This is a genomic window from Streptomyces sp. NPDC043870, from assembly GCF_056435785.1.
In genome coordinates this window covers 1-20725 of record NZ_JBWKDT010000032.1, presented here as the reverse complement: position 1 = coordinate 20725, position 20725 = coordinate 1, and the positions used below count along the sequence as shown (strand labels likewise).

Here is a 20725-nt window from a genome sequence, read left to right as displayed (position 1 = left end):
ACCGTGGCCGGCACCTCCCAGCCCGAAGACCGCGGGCCGGTTCCCGAGAACCATGTCATCGTGCTGTTCGGCGCGACCGGGGACCTCGCCCGGCGCAAGCTCCTGCCAGGGCTCTTCCACCTCTCCAAGGCCGGGCTGCTGCCGGCCCGCTACCGCATCGTCGGATCGGCGCCGTCCCGGGCCGCGCTCAGCGACGACGACTTCCGCAAGCGGGCCCGGGAGGCGGTCGCCGAATTCGGCAGATCGAAGCCCGAGGGCAGCGCCTGGCAGGAGTTCGAGGACGCGCTGTCCTTCGGCGCGGCCGACTCCGACGATCCCGGGCCGCTTCTCGCGGCCGTACGGGACGCCGAGCAGGCCGTCGGCGGGAGCCCGCGGCGCCTGTTCCACCTCGCCGTGCCACCGGCGGCGTTCGCCTCCGTCGTCGAGATGCTCGGCGTGACCGGTCTCGCCGAGAACGCCCGGCTGATCGTGGAGAAGCCGTTCGGCACGGACCTCGCCTCGGCCCAGGCCCTCAACGCGACCGTCCACGCCGTCTTCGACGAGTCCCGGGTCTTCCGTATCGACCACTTCCTGGGCAAGGAGTCCGTCGACAACATCCTCGCCCTCCGGTTCGCCAACGGCCTCCTGGAGCCGGTCTGGAACCGGGACCACATCAGCCATGTGCAGATCGACGTGCCGGAGAAGATCGGCATCGAAGGCCGCGCCCAGTTCTTCGAAGGCACCGGGACCTTCCGGGACATGATCGTCACTCACCTCTTCCAGCTCCTCGGATTCGTGGCGATGGAACCCCCGACCGCGCTCAGGGCGAAGCCCCTGCGGGACGAGAAGGAGAAGGTCTTCGAGAGCATGCGGCCGCTGGATCCGGCACACGTCGTCCGCGGCCAGTACGAGGGGTACCGCGACGAGCCGGGCGTCGATCCCCGCTCCGACACCGAGACGTTCGTCGCGCTGCGCGTCGAACTGGACAACTGGCGCTGGGCCGGTGTGCCCTTCTACCTCCGCTCGGGCAAGTCGCTCGGGCAGGGACGGCACGTCGTGACGCTCGGTTTCCGGGAACCGGCCCTGCGCATGTTCCCGCTGGCCGTGCAGGACGTCCCCGAGGCCCGGAACAACGGGCTGGTGATCGACTTCGACGACCCCGGCCGGATCGCCGCCCGTTTCCTGGTGAAGGACCCCGGCCCCGCGATGCGCCTGAGCGAGGCCGAGATGGTCTTCGACTACGCCGATTCCTTCAACGAGATGTACGCGCTCGAGGGATACGAGCGACTCATCCTGGACGCGATGCTCGGCGACCAGTCCCTGTTCACCCGCTCCGACGGGATCGAGCGCCTCTGGGAGGCGTCCACCCCACTGCTGGAGAACCCGCCGCCGGTCGAGCTCTACGCGCCGGGTTCCTGGGGCCCCGAGTCGATCGACCGGCTCATCGCCCCGTACCGCTGGAGCCTGCCGGAGCGTCACTGACCCGCCCGGTGGGGGTGGGGACGGGTCAGTGACCCCGGCTGCTCCGGATGGCACCCGGGCGTCATCCCCACGGGGTACGCGCGGCGCGGCGAGCGGCGCCCGACGCCGCCGCGGGCCGCCGCCCCCTCCTAGCCTCGACGGCATGCTGGGTCTTCCGGAACACGTCCGCACCTGCCTCTTCGACCTCGACGGCGTCCTCACGCGTACCGCGAAGGTCCACGCGGCCGCGTGGAAGGAGATGTTCGACGACTACCTGCGACAGCGCGCCGAACGTGAGGGCACGCCCTTCGTGCCGTTCGACGCCGTGCGCGACTACGACGAGTGCGTGGACGGCCGCCCCCGCGAGGACGGGGTCCGCACCTTCCTCGCCTCGCGCGGCATCGAACTGCCCGAGGGCGCGCCCGACGACGGGCCGGGCGCGGAGACCGTGAACGGCCTGGGCACCCGCAAGAACGAACTGGTGCTCCGCAAGATCCGCGAGGAGGGCGTGGAGGCGTACGAGGGGTCGGTGGCCTATGTGCGCGCCGCCAGGGACGCCGGTCTGCGGCGCGCCGTGGTCTCCTCGAGCGCCAACTGCCGTGACGTGCTGGCCGCCGCCGGTATCGAGGATCTCTTCGACGAGCGCATCGACGGGATCGTCGCCAAGGACCTGCGGCTGCGGGGCAAACCCGCACCGGACACCTATCTCGCCGCCGCCCGCGCCCTGGGCGCCGAACCGGGCGAGGCGGCGGTGTTCGAGGACGCGCTGGCCGGAGTGGAGGCCGGGCGCGCGGGCCGGTTCGGCATCGTGGTGGGCATCGACCGGACCGGGCAGGCCGCGGAGCTGCGGCAGCACGGCGCCGACGTCGTCGTGAACGACCTCGCCGAACTGATGGAGTCACGATGATCACCCATCCCAGCTATGTGGTCGAGCCCTGGCGCCTGCGCGAGACCGAGCTGAACCTCGACGTCCTCGCCCAGAGCGAGTCCGTGTTCGCCCTGGCCAACGGCCATATCGGGTGGCGCGGCAATCTCGACGAGGGCGAGCCGCACGGACTGCCCGGCGCCTACCTCAACGGTGTCCACGAGCTGCACCCACTGCCGTACGCCGAGGCCGGCTACGGCTATCCGGAGTCCGGTCAGACGCTGATCAACGTCACCGACGGGAAGATCATCAGGCTTCTCGTGGACGATCACCCCTGCGACCTGCGCTACGGCGAACTGACGGCACACGAACGGGTACTGGATTTCCGTACGGGAGTCCTGAGCCGCACCGCGGAATGGACCTCCCCGGCCGGCCTCGCCGTGCGCATCACCTCGCACCGCCTGGTGTCGTTCACCCAGCGGGCCATCGCCGCGATCGCGTACGAGGTGGAGCCGCTGGACGGCCGGGCCACCGTGGCCGTCCAGTCGGAACTGGTCGCGAACGAGCAGATGCCGCACGACGCCGGCGACCCGCGGGTCGCGGCAGCGATCGACTCCCCCCTCGAACCGGAGGAGGACTTCGCCCAGGACACCCGGCTGCGCCTGGTGCACCGCACCAGGAAGAGCGGCCAGCGGGTCGCGGCCGCGGCCGACCACATCGTCGAGGGCCCGGCGGGGACGACCTGGTCGGCCGAGAGCGAGCCGGACGTCAGCAGACTCACGGTCACCGCCGCACTGGCACCCGGCGAGCGGCTGCGGCTGGTGAAGTTCGTGGGGTACGGCTGGTCCGCCGAAAGGTCGCTGCCCGCCCTCCACGACCAGGTCGACGGCGCGGTCGCCGCCGCCCGGAGCACCGGCTGGGAGGGGCTCCTCGCCGAGCAGCGGGCCTATCTCGACAACTTCTGGTCCTGCGCGGACGTCGAAGTGGACGGTGACGCGGAGATCCAGCAGGCCGTGCGCTTCGCGCTCTTCCACGTCCTCCAGGCGGCGGCCCGCGGGGAGGAGCGGGCGATCCCCGCCAAGGGCCTGACGGGGACGGGCTACGACGGACACTCGTTCTGGGACGTGGAGACCTTCGTCCTGCCCGTGCTCACCTACACGGCGCCCCAGGCCGTCGGCCCGGTCCTGCGCTGGCGGCACGCGACCCTGCCCGCGGCGCGGGACCGGGCCCATCAGCTCGGGCTGGCCGGAGCGGCGTTCCCGTGGCGGACCATCAGCGGCGCGGAGTGCTCCGCATACTGGCCGGCGGGCACGGCCGCCTTCCACGTCAACGCCGACATCGCCGACGCGGTGCTGCGGTACGTGATCGCCACCGGGGACGAGACGTTCGAGCGGGGCCCGGGTCTGGAGCTGCTGGTGCACACTGCGCGGCTCTGGCACTCGCTCGGCCATCACGACGCGGAGGGCGTCTTCCACATCGACGGCGTCACCGGCCCCGACGAGTACAGCGCCGTCGCCCGCGACAACCTCTACACCAATCTGATGGCGCGACGGAACCTGGTGGCCGCCGCGGAGACGGCGGCGCGCCACGCCGACCGGGCGGAGGAACTGGGAGTCGACGACGAGGAGACCGCGGCCTGGCGGGACGCCGCCGCCCGGATCGCCGTGCCGTACAACGAGGCGCTCGGCGTGCACGAGCAGTCGGCCGGGTTCACCGCGTTCCAGCACTGGGACTTCGACGCCACCTCACCGGAGCAGTACCCGCTGCTGCTGCACTTCCCCTACTTCGACCTCTACCGCAAACAGGTCGTCAAACAGGCGGACCTGGTCCTCGCCATGGTGATGTGCCCGGACGCCTTCACGCCCGAGGAGAAGGCCCGCAACTTCGCCTACTACGAGCCGCTGACCGTGCGGGACTCCTCGCTCTCGGCGTGCTGCCAGGCGATCATGGCCGCGGAGACCGGGCACCTCCGGCTGGCCTACGCCTACCTGGGTGAGGCAGCCCTGATGGACCTGGAGAACCTGGAGCACAACACCCGCGACGGGCTGCACATCGCCTCCCTCGCGGGCACATGGCTGGCCCTGGTGGCCGGGCTCGGCGGAATGCGCCGGCACGAAGGCGAGGACGCGGCGCACAGCCGTCTGGGTTTCGCTCCCAGGCTGCCCGAGCGCCTGTCCGGCCTGAAGTTCACCGTGCTGGTGCGGGGGCGCAGACTGCGGGTGGACATCCGCCGCACCACGGCCCGTTACACGCTGATGGAGGGTGACCCGCTGACCGTCCTGCACCACGGCGAGCCGCTCGCCCTCACGGTGTCCGAGCCGGTGGAGCGACCCCTGCCGACGATGCCCGCGCAGCCCGAACCGCAGCAGCCCAAGGGGCGCCGCCCCGCCGAACGCACGGGCGTCGCGGTGCCCGACGCCGCTGAGGCGCCCGACTGAATCCTGTCGTCCGGATCAGGCCGAGCCCGGCAGGATCCGGAAGGCAGGCCCTGAGCCTCACCCCCGGTGGCGGGGCGCCCCCTGCCTCCCCGCCGCCCTCTCCAGCAGCGCCACCGGCTGCTCGGCGAAGAGCTCCGCCAGCGGCAACCGCCCACCCCGGAACTCCCGTTCCGGCGCCAGCACATCGCTCCACCGCCCCTCGGGGAGCTCCAGCGACGTCTCGCCCCAGCCGCCCGACTGGTCGAGCCTCAGCGAGAGCCGGGTCACCGCCGTCACGACCTCGCCCGAGCGGCAGAAGGCCAGACAGTGCGCGGCCGCCGGCCCGTCCGCCGCCAGGCTCCGGTACGTACCCGACTCGCCGAACACCTCCGGGCGCCGGCGGCGCAGTCGCAGCGCGGCCCGCGTGAGCCGGGTCTTCTCGTCCGCGGAGCTCTCCCGGAACGGTCGGCGGTTGTCCGGGTCGACCAGCGCCAGGTAGATGTGCTCGGTGCCCTGGTACAGCTCGGGCACCCCCGGCATCGTCAGCTGCACCAGCGCCGCACCCAGCACATTGGCCATCCAGTACGGGTCGAGTTCCCGCGCCAGCAGGACCACCGTGTGCAGCGGCGGCCCGGCCGGTCCCGCGTCCACGAAATCGTTGACGGCCCGCTCGTACGCGGCATCGGGCTCGGTCCAGCTGGTGTGCAGTCCGGCTTCCCGTACCGACTTGAGCAGGGCGGGACCGATCCGCTGCGGATACGGCATCGCGAAACCGAATGCCGTCTGCCACGCCACCCATGCGAGATGGTGATCGGGCGCCGGCGTGAAGGCCAGGCCCGTCAGCAGCCGCTCCCACCGCTCGGGGCACTCCGACAGCAGCGCGATCCTGGCCCGGACATCCGCGCTGCGCTTGGTGTCGTGCGTGGACAGCACCGTGCCGGTGGCCGGCCAGTCCCGGGCCAGCCGGGCACAGTACGCATGGAACTCCTCGGGACTCACCCCCGGGCACCCCGGATCACCGCCCACCTCGTTCGCCGAGATCAGGGGGGTGTAGCGGTAGTAGGCCGTGTCCTCGACGGACTTGGCACGCAGCGCCGACGACGTCTGCGCGAAGCGGGCCCGGAAGGCCGTCTGCTCCGGGCCGTCACCGATCCGGCCGAGCGCCAGGTCCCGGATCACATCGACCGCCTCGGCCTCCTCGGCGACGGCGAAGGCCGCCTTCGCCCGCAGCGCCGCGTCCGCCGTCAGGACCGCCTCGCCCCCGGCGCGGTAGGGCCGGTAGACGGGCACCCGCACCAGCAGCTCCCGGATCGCGGTGCGCAGCGCCCAGGGCGCGTGGTCGTGCAGCGCCGGGTCCGCCGCGCACACCCGTTCGGCCAGGCGGGCGAGCGCCTCGGTCTCCGCGACCAGCTGGTGCGTCACCACCTTGAACGCGGCGCGGCGCACCGTCGCACCCCAGAAGCCGCCCCGGTCGCCGCCGGGCGACGCGTAGTTCTGATACCCGCGGAGCAGTTCCTCGGCGCCCTCGGGGTCGGTGAAGAGCCCGTCGATCCGGTGCAGCGCGTCGTAGCCCGTCGTGCCGGCGACCGGCCAGTCGGCCGGCAGATGCTCGTCCCGGGTGAGGATCTTCTCCACGACCGTCCAGCAGCCGCCGGTGGCCTCGTGCAGCCGGTGCAGGTACTCCTCGGGGTCGGCCAGCCCGTCGGGATGGTCGATCCGCAGGCCCTCGACGACACCGTCCCGTACCAGTTCGAGGATCTTGGCGTGGGTGGCGGCGAAGACCTCCGGGTCCTCCACCCGTACTCCGATCAGCTCCGAAATGGTGAAGAAGCGCCGGTAGTTGAGTTCGGTCCTGGCCAGCCGCCACCAGCCGAGCCGGTACCACTGGGCGTCCAGCAGCTCCGGCAGGGGCAGCTCCTCGGTGCCCTCCCGCACTGGGAACGTGTGTTCGCCGTAGTGCAGGACCCGCCCCTCCATCCGCAGCGCGCCGAGCTCGTCCCCGAGCCGGCTGCCCAGCACGGGCATCAGAACCCTGCCGCCGCCCGCGTCCCAGTCGATGTCGAACCACCGCGCGTAGGGCGACCCGGGGCCTTCCCGCAGCACCTCCCACAGCGCCTTGTTGTGGCGCGGCACGGCGGCCATGTGGTTGGGCACGATGTCGAGCACCAGTCCGAGTCCGTGCTCGCGAGACGTGCGGGCGAGGGACCGCAGCCCCTCCTCGCCGCCGAGTTCCTCCCGTACCCGGTCGTGGTCCACGACGTCATAGCCGTGCGTCGAACCGGGCATCGCCTCCAGCACCGGTGACAGATGCAGATGCGAGATCCCCAGTCCGGCGAGGTACGGAACCGCCGCCTCGGCGGCCCGGAAGGGAAAGTCCGGCTGGAGCTGGAGACGGTAGGTGGCGGTGGGCGTCATGCGAACGTACGTACCCGCATCGCGGGCTTCTGTGTCATCGGCTCGTGCGCCGACTGGGATTACCGCGCGACGTTCACCTGATATGACGAACGCCGGACCGTCAGGCCGGCCTCCTCAGTACCGTCAGACTCCGGCCGATCATCCTGATCCGGTCGCCCGCCGCCACCTTCGGGCCCTGACCCGGTGGAACGCCCTCCGGTCGTGCCGTGTCCACCACCACCTGCCACTGGCGACCATGGTTCACCGGCACCGCGAAGTCCCGGTCCTCGGCGCTCGCGTTGAACATCAGCAGGAACGAGTCGTCGGAGATCCGCTCGCCGCGCGGGCCGGGCTCCGAGATCGCATGGCCGTTCAGGAACACCGTCAGGGCCCTGGCGTGGGCGGCCTGCCAGTCCCGGGCCGTCATCTCCCCGCCCTCGGGGGTGAACCAGGCGATGTCCGAGAGCTCGTCGTGTGTGCCCTCCACCGGCCGGCCGTGGAAGAAGCGCCTGCGCCGGAACACCTGGTGATCGCGGCGCAGCCAGACCATCGCCCGGGTGAAGGCCAGCAGCGAGCCCTGCTCCTCCTCGGTCGACGCCGGCCACTGCACCCAGGACAGTTCACCGTCCTGGCAGTACGCGTTGTTGTTGCCGTGCTGAGTGCGGGCGAACTCGTCGCCGTGGCTGAGCATCGGCACGCCCTGGGACAGCATCAGCGTCGCGATGAAGTTGCGCATCTGGCGGCCCCGCAGCTCCTGCACCCCGGGATCGTCGGTGTCGCCCTCCGCCCCGCAGTTCCACGACCGGTTGTGGCTCTCCCCGTCCCGGTTGCCTTCCCCGTTGGCCTCGTTGTGCTTCTCGTTGTACGAGACCAGGTCATGCAGGGTGAAGCCGTCGTGGCAGGTCACGAAGTTGACCGAGGCGAGCGGCCGGCGCCCGTCGTCCTGGTAGAGGTCCGACGATCCGGTCAGCCGGGAGGCGAACTCCGCCAGCGTGCGCGGCTCGCCGCGCCACAAGTCCCGCACCGTGTCGCGGTACTTGCCGTTCCACTCGGTCCACAGCGGCGGGAAGTTCCCCACCTGGTAGCCGCCCTCGCCGACGTCCCACGGCTCGGCGATCAGCTTCACCTGGCTGACCACCGGATCCTGCTGCACCAGGTCGAAGAACGACGACAGCCGGTCCACCTCGTGGAACTGCCGGGCCAGCGTCGCCGCCAGATCGAAGCGGAAGCCGTCGACATGCATCTCGGTGACCCAGTAGCGCAGCGAGTCCATGATCAGCTGGAGCACGTGCGGGGAGCGCATCAGCAGCGAATTGCCGGTGCCGGTGGTGTCCGTGTAGTAGCGGCGGTCCTCGGACAGCCGGTAGTACGAGACGTTGTCCAGACCCCGGAAGGAGAGCGTGGGGCCGAGATGATTGCCCTCCGCCGTGTGGTTGTAGACGACGTCGAGGATCACCTCGATGCCCGCCTGGTGCAGCGCCCGTACCGCCGATTTGAACTCCAGCACCTGCTGGCCCCGGTCGCCCCAGGACGCGTAGCGGTTGTGCGGGGCGAAGAACCCGATCGTGTTGTAGCCCCAGTAGTTGTTCAGCCCCGCGTCGACCAGCCGGTGGTCGTTCACGAACTGGTGCACCGGCATCAATTCCAGGGCGGTGACGCCCAGTTCCGTCAGATGCGAGATCACCTCGGGATGCGCGAGTCCCGCGTACGTCCCGCGCAGCTCCTCCGGCAGTGCCGGATGCAGCATCGTCAGGCCCTTCACATGGGCCTCGTAGATCACCGTGCGGTGGTAGTCGGTGCGGGGCGGCCGGTCGTCGCCCCAGTCGAAGTACGGATTGACCACCACGGAGGCCATCGTGTGCGGGGCGGAGTCGAGGTCGTTGCGCGAGTCCGGTCTGCCGAAGTGGTACCCGTAGACCGCCTCACCCCAGGCGATACGTCCGCTCATGGCCCGCGCGTACGGGTCGAGGAGCAGCTTCGCCGAGTTGCACCGCTGCCCGCGCTCCGGCGTGTACGGGCCGTGCACCCGGAATCCGTACCGCTGTCCCGGCATCACGCCCGGCAGATACGCATGGCGCACGAACGCATCGGTTTCGCGCAGCTCGACGGCCGTCTCCGAGCCGTCGTCGTGCAGCAGACACAGCTCGATACGGTGCGCGGCCTCGGAGAAGACCGCGAAATTGGTGCCGGCGCCGTCGTACGTGGCGCCGAGTGGATACGCCTGTCCCGGCCAGACCTGCATAGATAAGACTCTTCCACTTCTGATCCGGGTGCTGGGGACCTCTTTGGCCAGATCCTCCCCGAAAGAAGGGCAACCTCCTAGGACTTACCACCGTCCTACCGGGTGACCACAGGGAAGAGGGGGGAAATGTGCGCAATCTAGTGCGCCGCCACCTGGGGAAGGTGGTGGCGGGCGCGGCCATTGCGGTGACGGGTACCGCTGTGATGGTCGCCATCACCCTGCCGGGCACGGCAGGAGCGGAAGGCGGTCCCGGCAATCGGTCCGCCGCATCCGGGGGGCGGGGCCCGGGCGCGCAGGGGCAGGGCACCGGAGCCTCGGCACCCGAACCCGGCGTCGTCGCGGCGGCCCCCGAAGAGGGCGAGAAGGGCTTCGGCCGCGATCCGCTCACCGACGACGAGCTGAAGCGGGCGGAACAGCTGGCGGCGGCGCCGGCCGCGCGCACCGGCGAGAACGTGACGGGCGGCCGCGGCCCGCAGCTCCTCACCACCGATCTGGCCGAGCAGGAGCCGTCCGAGGCAGCCCTCGCCACACCGCCGCGCCGCGCCGTCGTGTCGTACTACGACTACAAGACCGACCAGCTCGTCACGGCGACGGTCAATCTCACCACCGGGAAGGTGGACCGCGCCGCGCAGCAGGGCGTGCAGCCCTCCCCGCACCGCGAGGAACTGAGGGAGGCCGTCGAGCTGATTCTGGCGAACCCGCTCGGCGCCGGGCTGAAGGCGGACTACAAGGACGCCACCGGCAGCGCGCTCACCTCCCCGCAGCCGCTCACCCTGAGCGGCTTCGTCTACCGCAAGGACCGGGAGGCGCGGATCCCGCAGCAGCTCAGCTCCTGCGGAGTGCACCGCTGCGTGCGCGTCATCACCAAGATCACCAACGGGCCGTGGATCGACACCAGGGACCTGGTCGTCGATCTGAGCGCCCGCACCGTCGTCCGTACGCCTTCCGCCTGAGGGGTTCCGCTTCGCATGGACAAGAGCAGATTCTCGCGTGCCCGCACACCGGTCCGGGCCGCCCGCAAGCCGGCCTCGGTGGCCGCCGCAGCAGCCGTCCTGCTGGGCGGCGCGCTGACGGCCGCGGGCCCCACGGCACAGGCCGCCCCCCAGGGCCCCACGCCGCCGCCGTCACCGGGCTGCAGCGCGCCGTACCGGATCAGCCAGACCCTCGCCGGCGGCACCACCTGGCGCATGTGCTGGCACTACGACTCCTCCGCCGGACTGGTCCTGGACAAGGTCAGCTACCAGCCCAGGAGCGAGCCCAAGCCGATCCAGGTGCTGAGCAGCGCCAAGCTGGCGCAGGTCCATGTGCCCTACGACGACGGGCAGGCCGAGTACGACGACCTCACCGGCTTCGGGTTCGGCTACGGCCTGCAGAACCTCAAGGCCACGGAGTGCCCCGGCGGCACCATCCAGTCGGTCAAGGTCCCCGACATCGGCCAGGTCAACGGCCTGTGCATGACCACACGATCGCGTGGCCACGCCTACCGCATGGCCAACGACGAGGGCACCAAGGTCTGGCAGGAGGAAGGCAAGGACCTGCTCCTCTACACCGTCAACAAGGTGTCCTGGTACGAGTACATCACCGAGTGGCGCTTCTCCTCCGACGGGACGATATCCGCCAACGTCGGGGCCACCGGCAGCCTCTCACCGGGCGACTACAACGCGGGCGACGGGCGCGGCTGGCCCATCGGCAAGGGCGCCAAGGACTACTCCACCAGCCACAGCCACAATGTCTTCTGGAGGCTGAACTTCGGCCTCGACGGCAGCACGAAGGACCGGATCGAGCAGTACGACTCGGCGGTCACCCCGCCCGTCGGCACCGGCAGCCCGACGACGAAGACCACCCGTACGCCCGTCACCAAGGAGCTCGCCGGGGACGCGAAGGCGATGCGCTGGTGGCGCGTGGTGAGCGAGACCGGCAAGAACAAGGACGGCCACGCCCGCAGTTACGAGATCGTGCCGGGGCCGTCCGCCAAGCACGCCGGCCGTCCCTTCACCCAGCACGACGTGTACTTCACCCAGAACCGCGCCTGTGAGCAGTTCGCCAGCAACAACACGCTCAACTGCGGGCGAGGCGCGCCCGACAACGTGGAGAAGTGGGTCAACGGCGAAGCCCTGACCAACCCGGCCGTCTGGGTCAACATCGGTTTCCACCACATCGCCCGGGACGAGGACCAGCAGCCGATGCCGGTCCACTGGCAGGGCTTCCAGCTCGCGCCCAGGGACGTAACCGCTATGAATCCGCTCACTCCGGCAGATCTCGCCGACCAGAACGGAGCACCCGACTTCAGGAGTTGAGAAAGGAGCCTGTGGATCCGGCTGCACCGCCTCCCGCTCGCGGAGTACCCTTCCTTGATCGTTGAAGACGGGCGTCCGGGAACAGAAGGCGGTGCGCGGGTGAGCTCGGGAGGGCTGGAGCTACCCCCCGGTGACGCAGGTCACGAGGGGGACTCCGATGACGTCCCGCCCGGGGCGGTGTCCCTCGCCCGGCCGGTGGAGTTGGGGTCGCAGATCGGGCCCGAACTGGACTGGGGCGCGGACGCCTGGAGCGAGGTGCGTACGCGCGCTCAACGGGCCGGGCGGGCCTACGTCTGGCTGAATCTGGTCGAGCAGCGGCTGCGGGCCGTCGTGGCCGCCGTGCTCCGTCCCATCTACGAACCCGTGCACGGCGAGGACTGGGTCGTCGCCGCCGCGGGTCCCGCCGGACAGGAGTGGGTGCAGCGTGCCGTCGCCGTGCGCGAGGTCTCCCGCCGCAAGGGCTATCTCCTCGACCCGGCCGACGACAACGTGCTCAGCTTCCTCACCCTCCCGCAGCTGAGGGAGCTGATGGTCCAGCACTGGCCCTGCTTCGAGCCGTACTTCGACGACCGGCGCGAGGTGGAGCTGGCTCTGGACGAGCTGGAGGTCGCACGCAATGTGGTCTCCCGCAACCGCGCGCTGAGCGAGACCGTGCTCGCCCAGGCCGAACGGGCCTCGGCCCGGCTGCTGGAGATCCTCGGCAACGGGGCCGGGGTACCGTCCGCGGACCGGCTGCCGGTCGACGCGGTCGAGGACCTGGTGGGGGACCGGTACGCGGACGTGGTGTCCGTCCATCCCGACCGGGTGCGGCTGCAGCGGCAGCTGCCGGCCGAGGACCTCTTCGGGGGTGCGCGGCGACTCGACGCCATCGGCATAGGCCTGAACCTGCTCGTGCAGAACTTCTCGGGGCGCCGGCTGGTCCGGCTCGCCGAGTCCGGTGCCCGGGTGCGGCTGCTCTTCCTCAACCCGGCGAGCAGCGCGGTCAAGCGGCGCGAGCGCGAACTGGGCCTGAAGAAGGGTGAGTTGAGCCGCTCGGTGGAGATGAACATCCTCCATATGCGACGGGTGCGGTCCAAGCTGCGCGACCCGGGCGCCTTCGAGATCCATGTCTTCGACGAGACGCCCCGGTTCACGGCGTATCTCGTCGACGGGGACGGTCCCGACGGGCTCGCCGTCGTGCAGTCGTATCTGCGGCGGGCGCGTGGCATGGAGGCGCCGGTGCTGGTGCTGCGGGGCGCGGGCCGGTCGGTGGTGCGGTCGGGTCAGGACAGCGAGCACGGTCTCTTCCAGACGTACCGGGAGGAGTTCGAGTCCGTGTGGACCGACTCGCGGCCGGTGTCCTGAGGGTCCGGCCCCTGAGGGGTTCGGCTTCTGACGGCCGGTGTCCTGAAGGTTCGGGACCTGACGGCCAGTGCCCGGACGGTCGGTGCCCGGACAGCCGGTGTCCTGACTGCGGGTCTCCTGACTTTCCGTACGGTCGTCGTCGTCCTGACCGCCGGTGACCCGGCTGCCCCGTGGCCCGGCTGTCAGTGCCACGTGCGAGAGTTTCGCCAGTACCACTGAAAGAGGGGGGCGTGATCATGACCTGGCACCGCGAGCCGCTGGCCGGTTTCGACCTGGAGACGACCGGCACCGACCCGCTGGACGCACGCATCGTGACGGCGGCGGTCGTCGTCGTGCGGGACGGCGAGACGACCGGGCGGCGGACGTGGCTGGCCGATCCGGGGATCCGGATCCCGGCGCAGGCGTCGGCGATCCACGGCATCAGCAGCGAGCGGGCGGCGGCGGAGGGCCGGCCGGCGCGCGAAGTGGCGGACCAGATCGCCGAGACGCTGACGGAGCACTGGACACAGGGCGTCCCGGTCGTCGCGTACAACGCGGCCTTCGACCTCACGCTGCTCTCGGCGGAGCTGGCCCGTCACGGGCTGGCGTCCCTGTCCGAGCGGCTCGGCGGCACGGACATCGGCCCGGTCATCGATCCGTACACGATCGACCGCGCGGTCGACCGCTACCGGCGCGGCAAGCGCACGCTGGAAGCGGTCTGCGGGGAGTACGGAGTGGTCCTCGACGGCGCCCACGAGGCGCTCGCGGACGCGCTGGCGGCGGTGCGGGTGGCCGGCGCGATAGCGGGCCGCCACCCGTCGGTGGCGGCCCTCGCACCGGCCGAGCTGCACACCCGCCAGGTGCGCTGGTACGCGGAGTGGGCGGCGGACTTCCAGGACTTCCTCCGCCGCAAGGGCGACGCGGACGCGGTGGTGGACGGCTCCTGGCCGCTGCGCGAGCCGGTCGCCAGCACACGCTGACGGACGGGTACGGTCAGCCGGCGGCCGCGCTCCTGGTCGCCACATCGCCGATGAAGTCGAGCAGAGTTGCGTTGATCCGGTCCGGGGCGTCCAGCTGGAGCCAGTGCCCGGCCCCTTCGACCCGCTCGTAGCGCCACGAGCCGGCCACATGCTTCTCCGTGCCGGTCATCGACCGCTCGGTGAGAAAGCGGTCGCCCGTGCTCCACAATCCCAGCACGGGCCCGGGGAGCGGCGGCAGCGGCAGCTCGGGGCCGAACATCACCTCGGGCGGGAGACCCGCGCGGTACACCGACAGGGCGGCGGTGAGCGCACCGGGCTCGCGCATACCGGCGACGATCCCGTTGCGGTCGGGGTGCTCGCCGAGCGCCTCGCGCAAGTGGGCGAAGTCGTCGCGGGAGAGCCACTCCTCGGCGATGCCCGGAAGCTGGAACAGCAGCATGTACCAGGACCTCTGCCGCTGCTCCCAGCCGGCGTCCCGCAGCGCGGCGAGGTGCCCCACGGACAGAATGCTTAGGCTCGCCACCCGCTCCGGAGCGTTCACGGCCAGCTGCTGGACGATGCCCGAGCCCCAGTCGTGGCCGACGAGATGGGCCTGCTCGACCTCCAGCCGGTCGAGCAACTCCAGCAGGTCGGCGACGGACCGGGCCGGGGCGTAGGCGTCGGTGCCCTCCGGGCGGTCCGAGCCGCCGAAGCCGCGGAGATCGGGGGCGATGGTGCGGTAGCCGGCGGCCTCCAGTGCTGCCACCTGGTGGCGCCAGCAGTCGTGGGTGTCCGGGAAGCCGTGCACCAGGAGCACGGCCGGCCCGGCGCCGCCCGTGCGGACCTCGAGGGTCACCTCGCTGAGTTCGACACGCATGACAACACTCCGATCATTCACGTCGTTCGTGGACGGTCATTCATGAAAGGGAGTCGAGCCAGGGCGGGTTTCCCGGATTCCCAGGACCACGATGTCAGAACGGATACCAGCGCACCTCGGTGTCGTCGTCACGCAACGAGGCCACGCGGCGGCGGAATTCGGCCAGCGCCTTCGGATTCGAAGGGGCGTGCTGGGCCACCCAGGCACAGCTCGCCGTCTCGCGGGCGCCGCGGAGCACCGCGCAGCCGTCCCAGCGGCGGACGTCCCAGCCGTAGTCGTCCGTGAAGGCGTCGTAGGCGGCCGGGTCGAGCCCGTACCGGTCGCGGGAGAGGGCGAGGACCACCAGGTCGTGCTCGCGCAGGTCCGAGGAGAAGGTCTCCAGGTCGACCAGGACCGGCCCGTCCGGGCCGATGTGCACGTTGCGGGGGAGGGCGTCACCATGGATCGGTCCCGGCACGAGGTGCGGGACGAGCGCTGCCGCCGCCGCGGCGAAACCGTCCCGCCGCTCCCGCAGATACGCCGCGTCCGCCGGATCGATCGCGTCCCCCGCCAGCCGCAGCCAGCGCTCCACACCGCCGAGCAGCTCCCGGCGGGGCAGCGCGAACGGCGCGGCGGGCAGCGCGTGCACCTGCCGCAGCAGTGGGGCGAGATCGCGCGGCTCGGCGGGACGTACGGCCTCGGGCAGCCGGTGCCAGACCGTCACCGGATGCCCCTCCACCAGGCGGGTCTTCGGCTCCGCGGCCCGTACCGCCGGCACGCCCGCCTCCTCCAGCCACCCGGCCACCGCCAGCTCGCGCTCCGCACGCTCCAGCAGCTCCGCGCTCCGCCCGACCTTCACCACCACGTCGCCGCTCGTGAACACCGCGTTCTCGCCTAGTGCCAGCAGCCGGCCGTTCCCCGCCAGCCCGGCCGCCGTCAGCACCTCGCGCGCGCGTGTCTCGTCCATGGCGCGAATTCTCGCATTCACGCAGGCCGGGTTGACGAACCGACGGTCCGTCAGCACGATGACGAGGGCCGGTTCAACTTCATAAAGGGGTCGAATCCGTGACATTGGCGACTGCAACGGAACGGTCCGGCAGAGCGAGCCCGAAACCGCGACCCGGAGCGCGTCGCCCCGGTACCGACTTCGGAGCCTGGTTCCTCGTCCTCCCCGCCCTGATCCCGATCCTCGTGCTGAGCGTGGGCCCGCTGCTCTACGGCGTCGCACTCTCCTTCACCGACGCCCAGTCCGGCCGCACCCAGGCCACCCAGTGGACCGGCACGCTCAACTTCCAGGACCTGCTCCACGACACCCTGTTCTGGGACTCGTTCCGGATCGGGCTGCTGTGGGCGGTCGGGGTGACCGTCCCGCAGTTCGTGCTCGCCCTCGGCCTCGCGCTGCTGCTCAACCAGAACCTCCGCTTCCGCTGGCTGGCCCGGGCCTTCGCGATCATTCCCTGGGCGATGCCCGAGGTCGTCGTCGGCATCATGTGGCGCCTCGTCTACCACCCCGACGCCGGCATCCTCAACGAGACCATCCGCGATCTCGGCCTCGGCGACGGCCGCGACTGGCTGACCGGCCTCGCCACCGCACTCCCCGCCGTGATCGTCGTCGGCGTCTGGTCCGGTATGCCGCAGACCACCGTCGCCCTCCTGGCCGGACTCCAGAACACCCCCCAGGAGCTCCACGAGGCCGCGGCCCTCGACGGCGCCGGCGCCTGGCGACGGTTCCGTACCGTCACCTGGCCCGCCCTCAGGCCCGTCGCCCTCGCCGTCACCGCGCTCAACTTCATCTGGAACTTCAACTCCTTCGCGCTGGTCTACGTGCTGACCGGCGGCGGACCCGGCGGCCGTACCCGCCTCCCCATGCTCTTCGCCTACGAAGAGGCCTTCCGCTACGGCCAGTTCGGCTACGCCGCAGCCATGGGCTGCGTCATGGTCGCGGTGATATCGGTGATGCTCGCCCTCTACCTGGTGGGCCGGCTGAGGGGTGGTGACACGAAGTGAGCATGCGCACCAGCCGAGCCGGACGCGCCGGCCAGTACCTCGCACTCCTCGCCTATCTGGTCTTCCTCGCCTTTCCCTTCCTGTGGCTGGTCTCCACCGCCTTCAAGCCGCCCCGCGAACTCGGCTCGCTCCACCCCACCTGGATCCCGGAAGACCCCACGCTCGCCAGCTTCCGGCAGGCCTTCGACGAGCAGCCGCTCCTCCAGGCGGCCGTGAACAGCCTGATCGTCGCCCTGAGCGCGGCGGCCGTCGCGGTCGTCATCGCGACGCCGATGGCCTATGTGATGGCCCGTCACCGCACCCGGCTCGCAAAGGCCGCCACCGGCTGGGTCGTCGTCAGCCAGGCGTTCCCGTTCGTCCTGCTGATCATCCCGCTGTTCCTGATCCTCAAGAACCTCCAGCTGATCAACACCCTGGCCGGTCTGGTCCTGGTGTACGTCGTGTGGTCGCTGCCGTTCGCGCTCTGGATGCTCACGGGATACGTACGGGCCGTGCCGGCCGAACTGGAGGAGGCCGCGACGGTCGACGGCGCGGGCCGGACCCGTACGCTCGTCTCGGTCACCGCGCCGCTGCTCGCGCCCGGGATCGTGGCCACCGCGATGTTCGCGTTCATCACCGCGTGGAACGAGTTCTTCTTCGCGCTCGTCCTGCTCAAGACCCCGCAGAAGCAGACCTTGCCGGTCGTCCTCACCCACTTCCTCGGCGCGGAGGGCGTCGCCGACCTCGGGCCGCTCGCCGCGGCCGCGTTCCTCGCGACGGTCCCCTCCCTGGTGATCTTCGCGGTCATCCAGAGACGGATCACGGGCGGCATGCCGGCCGGGGCGGTGAAGAGCTGATGCACGGATCGATGCACGGATCGATGCGCGGATCGATGCGCGGATCGATGCGCCGAGCGGTGCACGGGCCGGTGTGCGTGCGGGGACGGATGCTGGCCGCTGTGGCCACCGCACTGGCGCTGTTGCTGACCGGCTGCTCCCCGGGCGGCGGCACCGACGGGAAGATCACGCTCCGCTTCCAGTCCCTGGCCTGGCAGGAGGAGTCCGTCGCCGCCAACGAGGAGCTGGTGAAGGAGTGGAACGCGACGCATCCCGATGTCCGGGTCGAGTACGTCCAGGGCAGCTGGGACAGCGTCCACGACCAATTGCTCACCTCCTTCGAGGGCGGCGAGGCGCCGGACATCATCCATGACGCCTCCGACGATCTCGCGGACTTCGCCTACGGCGGCTACCTCGCCGATCTGCGCGAACTGCTGCCGGCCCGCCTCACCACCGACATCCCGGAGCAGAGCTGGGACACGACGACGTTCGGGGACGGCGTATACGGCGTCCCGTTCCTCCAGGAGCCCCGCGTCCTCATCGCCAACAAGACACTCCTCGACGCGTCCGGCGTCCGCATCCCGACCCCCGAGAAGCCCTGGAGCTGGGCGGAGTTCCGGGAAATCGGCAAGAAGATGACCGCGTGGCTCGGTCATGAGAAGTACGCGGTCGCCTGGCCGTTCAAGGACCCGGTTTCGGCCACGCTCAACCTCGGTCTCTCGGCGGGCGGGCGGATGTTCCAGCGCGCTGAGGACGGGCGGGTGCGCATCGAGTTCACGGACGCCGACGCGGTGGTCCCCGAAACCGTCCACGACCAGGTCCACGTGGACTCGTCCGCGTCCGGCACGGCGCTCGGCGGGGGCGGCTCCGACGCACTGCCCGGCTTCTTCGGCGGCAAGTACGCGATGGTCCCGCTCGGCTTCTCGTACCGGCAGCAGATCGTGCAGCAGGCACCCAAGGGATTCGCGTGGACGGTGCTGCCCGCGCCCGCCGGCCGCGAGGGGCTCGCGCAGGGCGTCAGCCCCCAGACCCTGTCGGTCGCGGAGGACAGCCCGCACAAGAAGGAAGCGGTGGAGTTCATCGACTTCCTGCTGCAGCCACGGAACATGGTGCGGCTGGCGAAGGGCGACTGGATGCTCCCGACGGGCACGCAGGCGCTCGCCGACCCCGCGCTGCACACCTCGAAGGACGGCTGGGCGACGGGCGCGGCGCTCGCGAAGCACCTTCGTCCGGCGCCCGCGCAGTCGGTGCGGGGCTATCCCGAGTGGAAGGACAAGGTGGCGACGCCGGCGCTCCAGGAGTACTACTCGGGCGGCATCGACCGCGCCGAGCTGGAGCAACGCCTCGTCGAGGACGGCAATCTGGTGCTGGCCCGCTACCAGCGCCAGTAGACCGGCACACCTGGCGGGATCCAGCCGGGCCGGACGACTCCGGCGGGTCGTCGTCCGCGGGTTCGTACTTGCACGAGACGTCTCGTCTCGCATAGCTTTGTGGGTATGACCGAACCGAAGCGTGCTCACATCGCCATGTTCTCCATCGCCGCACACGGGCACGTGAACCCGAGTCTCGAAGTGATCCGGGAGCTCGTGGCCCGCGGGCATCGCGTCAGTTACGCGATCCCGCCGTCCTTTGCCGAGAAGGTCGCCGTCACCGGTGCGCAGCCGGTGATCTACACCTCCACGCTCCCGACCGAGGACGAGCCGGAGGACTGGGGTATGGAGCTGATCGACAACATCGAGCCGTTCCTGAACGACGCGATCCAGGTGCTGCCGCAGCTGGCGGAGGCGTTCTCGGGGAACGAGCCCGACCTCGTCCTGCACGACATCACCTCGTACCCGGCGCCCGTGCTCGCCCGTCGCTGGGGCGTGCCCGCCATGTCGCTCTCGCCGAACCTCGTCGCCTGGGAGGGGTACGAGGAGGAGGTCGCCGAGCCGATGACCGCCGAGCTCAAGGCGTCGCAGCGCGGCAAGGCGTACTACGCGCGCTTCGAGTCGTGGCTCGCCGAGAACGGCATCGACACCCACCCGGATCCGTTCGTCGGCCGCCCGCGGCGGTCCATCGTCCTGATCCCCAGGGCGCTTCAGCCGAACGCCGACCGGGTCGACGAGTCCGTCCACTCCTTCGTCGGCGCCTGCCAGGGCGACCGCAGGGAGCAAGGGGAATGGCGGCGGCCGGCGGACGCGGAGAAGGTGCTGCTGGTCTCTCTCGGGTCGGCCTTCACCAAGCAGCCGGACTTCTACCGTGAGTGCGTGAAGGCCTTCGGTGACCTTCCCGGGTGGCATGTGGTGCTGCAGATCGGCAAGTTCGTCGACGCCGCCGAGCTGGGTGAGGTTCCGGGGAACATCGAAGTGCACCCATGGGTACCGCAGTTGGCGATCCTGAAGCAGGCGGACGCGTTCATCACCCATGCAGGCGCCGGCGGCAGCCAGGAGGGCCTCGCCACCGGCACCCCGATGGTCGCGGTCCCGCAGGCCGTCGACCAGTTCGGCAACGCGGACATGCTCGCCGCGCTGGGAGTGGCCCGTCATGTCCCGATGGCGGAAGCCACCGCCGGCAGCCTCCGCGAGGCGGTCCTCGCCCTGACCGGCGACCCGGACGTCGCCCGCCGCCTCCGCGAGATCAAGCTCTCGATGGCGGGCGAGGGCGGCACGAAGCGCGCGGCGGATCTGATCGAGGCCGAACTGCCGCACGGCTGACCCGCGAAACCCGGGCGGGGGGAGCGGTCGGGATGCCGGCAATGGGGGACCGGCAATCGGGAGACCGGCAATCGGGAGACCGGTCCGCAAGGGCTGGTCTCCCTTTTATGTGCCGGAATTCTGGCGGGGTTTGTGAAGACCTCAAGCCCCTTATGTGTAAGGGGACTTGAGTGTGAAGTCCGACTTGTGCGGCGCTGGTCGATTTCATATTACGAAGACTTGTTGAGTATGTCACAGCTGTATGAAGGACTTGATCTGAGCCCGTCAATCGGTCAGTGTTTCGAGTCAGGCCCCGGAGATTTTCCTTCCGGAAGCCAATCCCCCCACAAATGATGACGAGGAGACCCCTCTTCATGGCAACTCACAAGCGCGCGAGCAGGATCAAGCTCACCGCGGCGATAACCGCCGTGGCCG

The 20725-nt window shown here is 70.6% G+C and carries 14 protein-coding genes and 1 pseudogene; 11 read left to right on the top strand and 4 right to left on the bottom strand.

The features are described from left to right. The first annotated feature begins 3 nt into the window (after positions 1-3). The 3 genes from zwf (at position 4) to AC0699_RS29740 (ending at position 4743) form a co-directional block, all read left to right on the top strand. Positions 4-1461 (top strand): glucose-6-phosphate dehydrogenase, encoded by a 1458-nt coding sequence (zwf, locus tag AC0699_RS29750; RefSeq protein WP_478666360.1) that lies wholly within the window; start codon positions 4-6, stop codon positions 1459-1461. Between the two features lie 142 nt (positions 1462-1603). Next, positions 1604-2347 carry an HAD family hydrolase gene (locus AC0699_RS29745; RefSeq protein WP_478666358.1) on the top strand — a complete coding sequence of 248 codons (744 nt, stop codon included), beginning with the start codon at positions 1604-1606 and terminating at the stop codon, positions 2345-2347. Beyond that, on the top strand, positions 2344-4743 hold the full coding sequence (locus AC0699_RS29740) for a glycoside hydrolase family 65 protein (RefSeq protein ID WP_478666356.1): 2400 nt from the start codon (positions 2344-2346) through the stop codon (positions 4741-4743). Before AC0699_RS29745 ends, AC0699_RS29740 begins: the two co-directional genes overlap by 4 nt. Positions 4744-4800: 57 nt before the next feature. Here AC0699_RS29740 and treY read toward each other — a convergent pair whose 3' ends face one another. Continuing rightward, positions 4801-7137: a malto-oligosyltrehalose synthase gene (treY, locus tag AC0699_RS29735; protein ID WP_478666353.1), complete on the bottom strand. Its 2337-nt coding sequence runs from the start codon at positions 7135-7137 to the stop codon at positions 4801-4803. A 100-nt stretch (positions 7138-7237) separates the two neighbouring features. After that, entirely contained in the window at positions 7238-9358 is a 2121-nt protein-coding gene (gene glgX, locus AC0699_RS29730; protein WP_478666351.1) for a glycogen debranching protein GlgX, read from the bottom strand. Between the two features lie 128 nt (positions 9359-9486). Here glgX and AC0699_RS29725 point away from each other — a divergent pair, with 128 nt between their 5' ends. The 4 genes from AC0699_RS29725 (at position 9487) to AC0699_RS29710 (ending at position 13958) form a co-directional block, all read left to right on the top strand. Then, the gene (locus tag AC0699_RS29725; RefSeq protein ID WP_478666348.1) at positions 9487-10311 is read left to right on the top strand and encodes a Tat pathway signal sequence domain protein; all 825 of its coding nucleotides are present in this window, start codon (positions 9487-9489) and stop codon (positions 10309-10311) included. A gap of 15 nt (positions 10312-10326) precedes the next feature. Then, positions 10327-11655 carry a copper amine oxidase gene (locus AC0699_RS29720; protein WP_478666346.1) on the top strand — a complete coding sequence of 443 codons (1329 nt, stop codon included), beginning with the start codon at positions 10327-10329 and terminating at the stop codon, positions 11653-11655. A gap of 99 nt (positions 11656-11754) precedes the next feature. After that, positions 11755-12999, top strand: a complete 1245-nt coding sequence (locus AC0699_RS29715; RefSeq protein ID WP_478666344.1) for an SAV2148 family HEPN domain-containing protein — start codon at positions 11755-11757, stop codon at positions 12997-12999. A gap of 236 nt (positions 13000-13235) precedes the next feature. Next, the gene (locus AC0699_RS29710; protein WP_478666537.1) at positions 13236-13958 is read left to right on the top strand and encodes an exonuclease domain-containing protein; all 723 of its coding nucleotides are present in this window, start codon (positions 13236-13238) and stop codon (positions 13956-13958) included. Positions 13959-13971: 13 nt separating this feature from the next. Here AC0699_RS29710 and AC0699_RS29705 read toward each other — a convergent pair whose 3' ends face one another. Both AC0699_RS29705 and AC0699_RS29700 read right to left on the bottom strand, forming a co-directional pair. After that, complete coding sequence (locus AC0699_RS29705; RefSeq protein WP_478666343.1) at positions 13972-14814, bottom strand: alpha/beta fold hydrolase; 843 nt, start codon at positions 14812-14814, stop codon at positions 13972-13974. 94 nt (positions 14815-14908) lie between these two features. Continuing rightward, a complete protein-coding gene (locus AC0699_RS29700; RefSeq protein ID WP_478666340.1) occupies positions 14909-15760 on the bottom strand; it encodes a phosphotransferase enzyme family protein in 852 nt (283 codons plus the stop codon). A gap of 104 nt (positions 15761-15864) precedes the next feature. Here AC0699_RS29700 and AC0699_RS29695 point away from each other — a divergent pair, with 104 nt between their 5' ends. From AC0699_RS29695 to mgt, 4 genes and pseudogenes are all read left to right on the top strand, one after another. After that, positions 15865-16800, top strand: coding sequence for a carbohydrate ABC transporter permease (locus tag AC0699_RS29695; protein ID WP_478666534.1), 936 nt, complete (start codon positions 15865-15867; stop codon positions 16798-16800). Between the two features lie 2 nt (positions 16801-16802). Next, positions 16803-17636, top strand: a complete 834-nt coding sequence (locus AC0699_RS29690; RefSeq protein ID WP_478666339.1) for a carbohydrate ABC transporter permease — start codon at positions 16803-16805, stop codon at positions 17634-17636. A gap of 89 nt (positions 17637-17725) precedes the next feature. Next, positions 17726-19006 carry an ABC transporter substrate-binding protein gene (locus tag AC0699_RS29685; protein WP_478666531.1) on the top strand — a complete coding sequence of 427 codons (1281 nt, stop codon included), beginning with the start codon at positions 17726-17728 and terminating at the stop codon, positions 19004-19006. A gap of 68 nt (positions 19007-19074) precedes the next feature. Next, positions 19075-20311: pseudogene (gene mgt, locus AC0699_RS29680) on the top strand (macrolide-inactivating glycosyltransferase). Positions 20312-20725: the final 414 nt, after the last annotated feature.

What these genes read in the sequence shown, in the direction of transcription:
- AC0699_RS29745 (WP_478666358.1), top strand. Translation starts at nt 1,604, where the DNA reads ATGCTGGGTCTTCCGGAACACGTCCGCACCTGCCTCTTCGACCTCGAC.
- AC0699_RS29740 (WP_478666356.1), top strand. Translation starts at nt 2,344, where the DNA reads ATGATCACCCATCCCAGCTATGTGGTCGAGCCCTGGCGCCTGCGCGAG.
- AC0699_RS29720 (WP_478666346.1), top strand. Translation starts at nt 10,327, where the DNA reads ATGGACAAGAGCAGATTCTCGCGTGCCCGCACACCGGTCCGGGCCGCC.
- AC0699_RS29690 (WP_478666339.1), top strand. Translation starts at nt 16,803, where the DNA reads ATGCGCACCAGCCGAGCCGGACGCGCCGGCCAGTACCTCGCACTCCTC.
- AC0699_RS29700 (WP_478666340.1), bottom strand. Translation starts at nt 15,760, where the DNA reads ATGGACGAGACACGCGCGCGCGAGGTGCTGACGGCGGCCGGGCTGGCG.
- treY (WP_478666353.1), bottom strand. Translation starts at nt 7,137, where the DNA reads ATGACGCCCACCGCCACCTACCGTCTCCAGCTCCAGCCGGACTTTCCC.
- AC0699_RS29710 (WP_478666537.1), top strand. Translation starts at nt 13,236, where the DNA reads ATGACCTGGCACCGCGAGCCGCTGGCCGGTTTCGACCTGGAGACGACC.
- glgX (WP_478666351.1), bottom strand. Translation starts at nt 9,358, where the DNA reads ATGCAGGTCTGGCCGGGACAGGCGTATCCACTCGGCGCCACGTACGAC.
- AC0699_RS29685 (WP_478666531.1), top strand. Translation starts at nt 17,726, where the DNA reads ATGCTGGCCGCTGTGGCCACCGCACTGGCGCTGTTGCTGACCGGCTGC.
- AC0699_RS29705 (WP_478666343.1), bottom strand. Translation starts at nt 14,814, where the DNA reads ATGCGTGTCGAACTCAGCGAGGTGACCCTCGAGGTCCGCACGGGCGGC.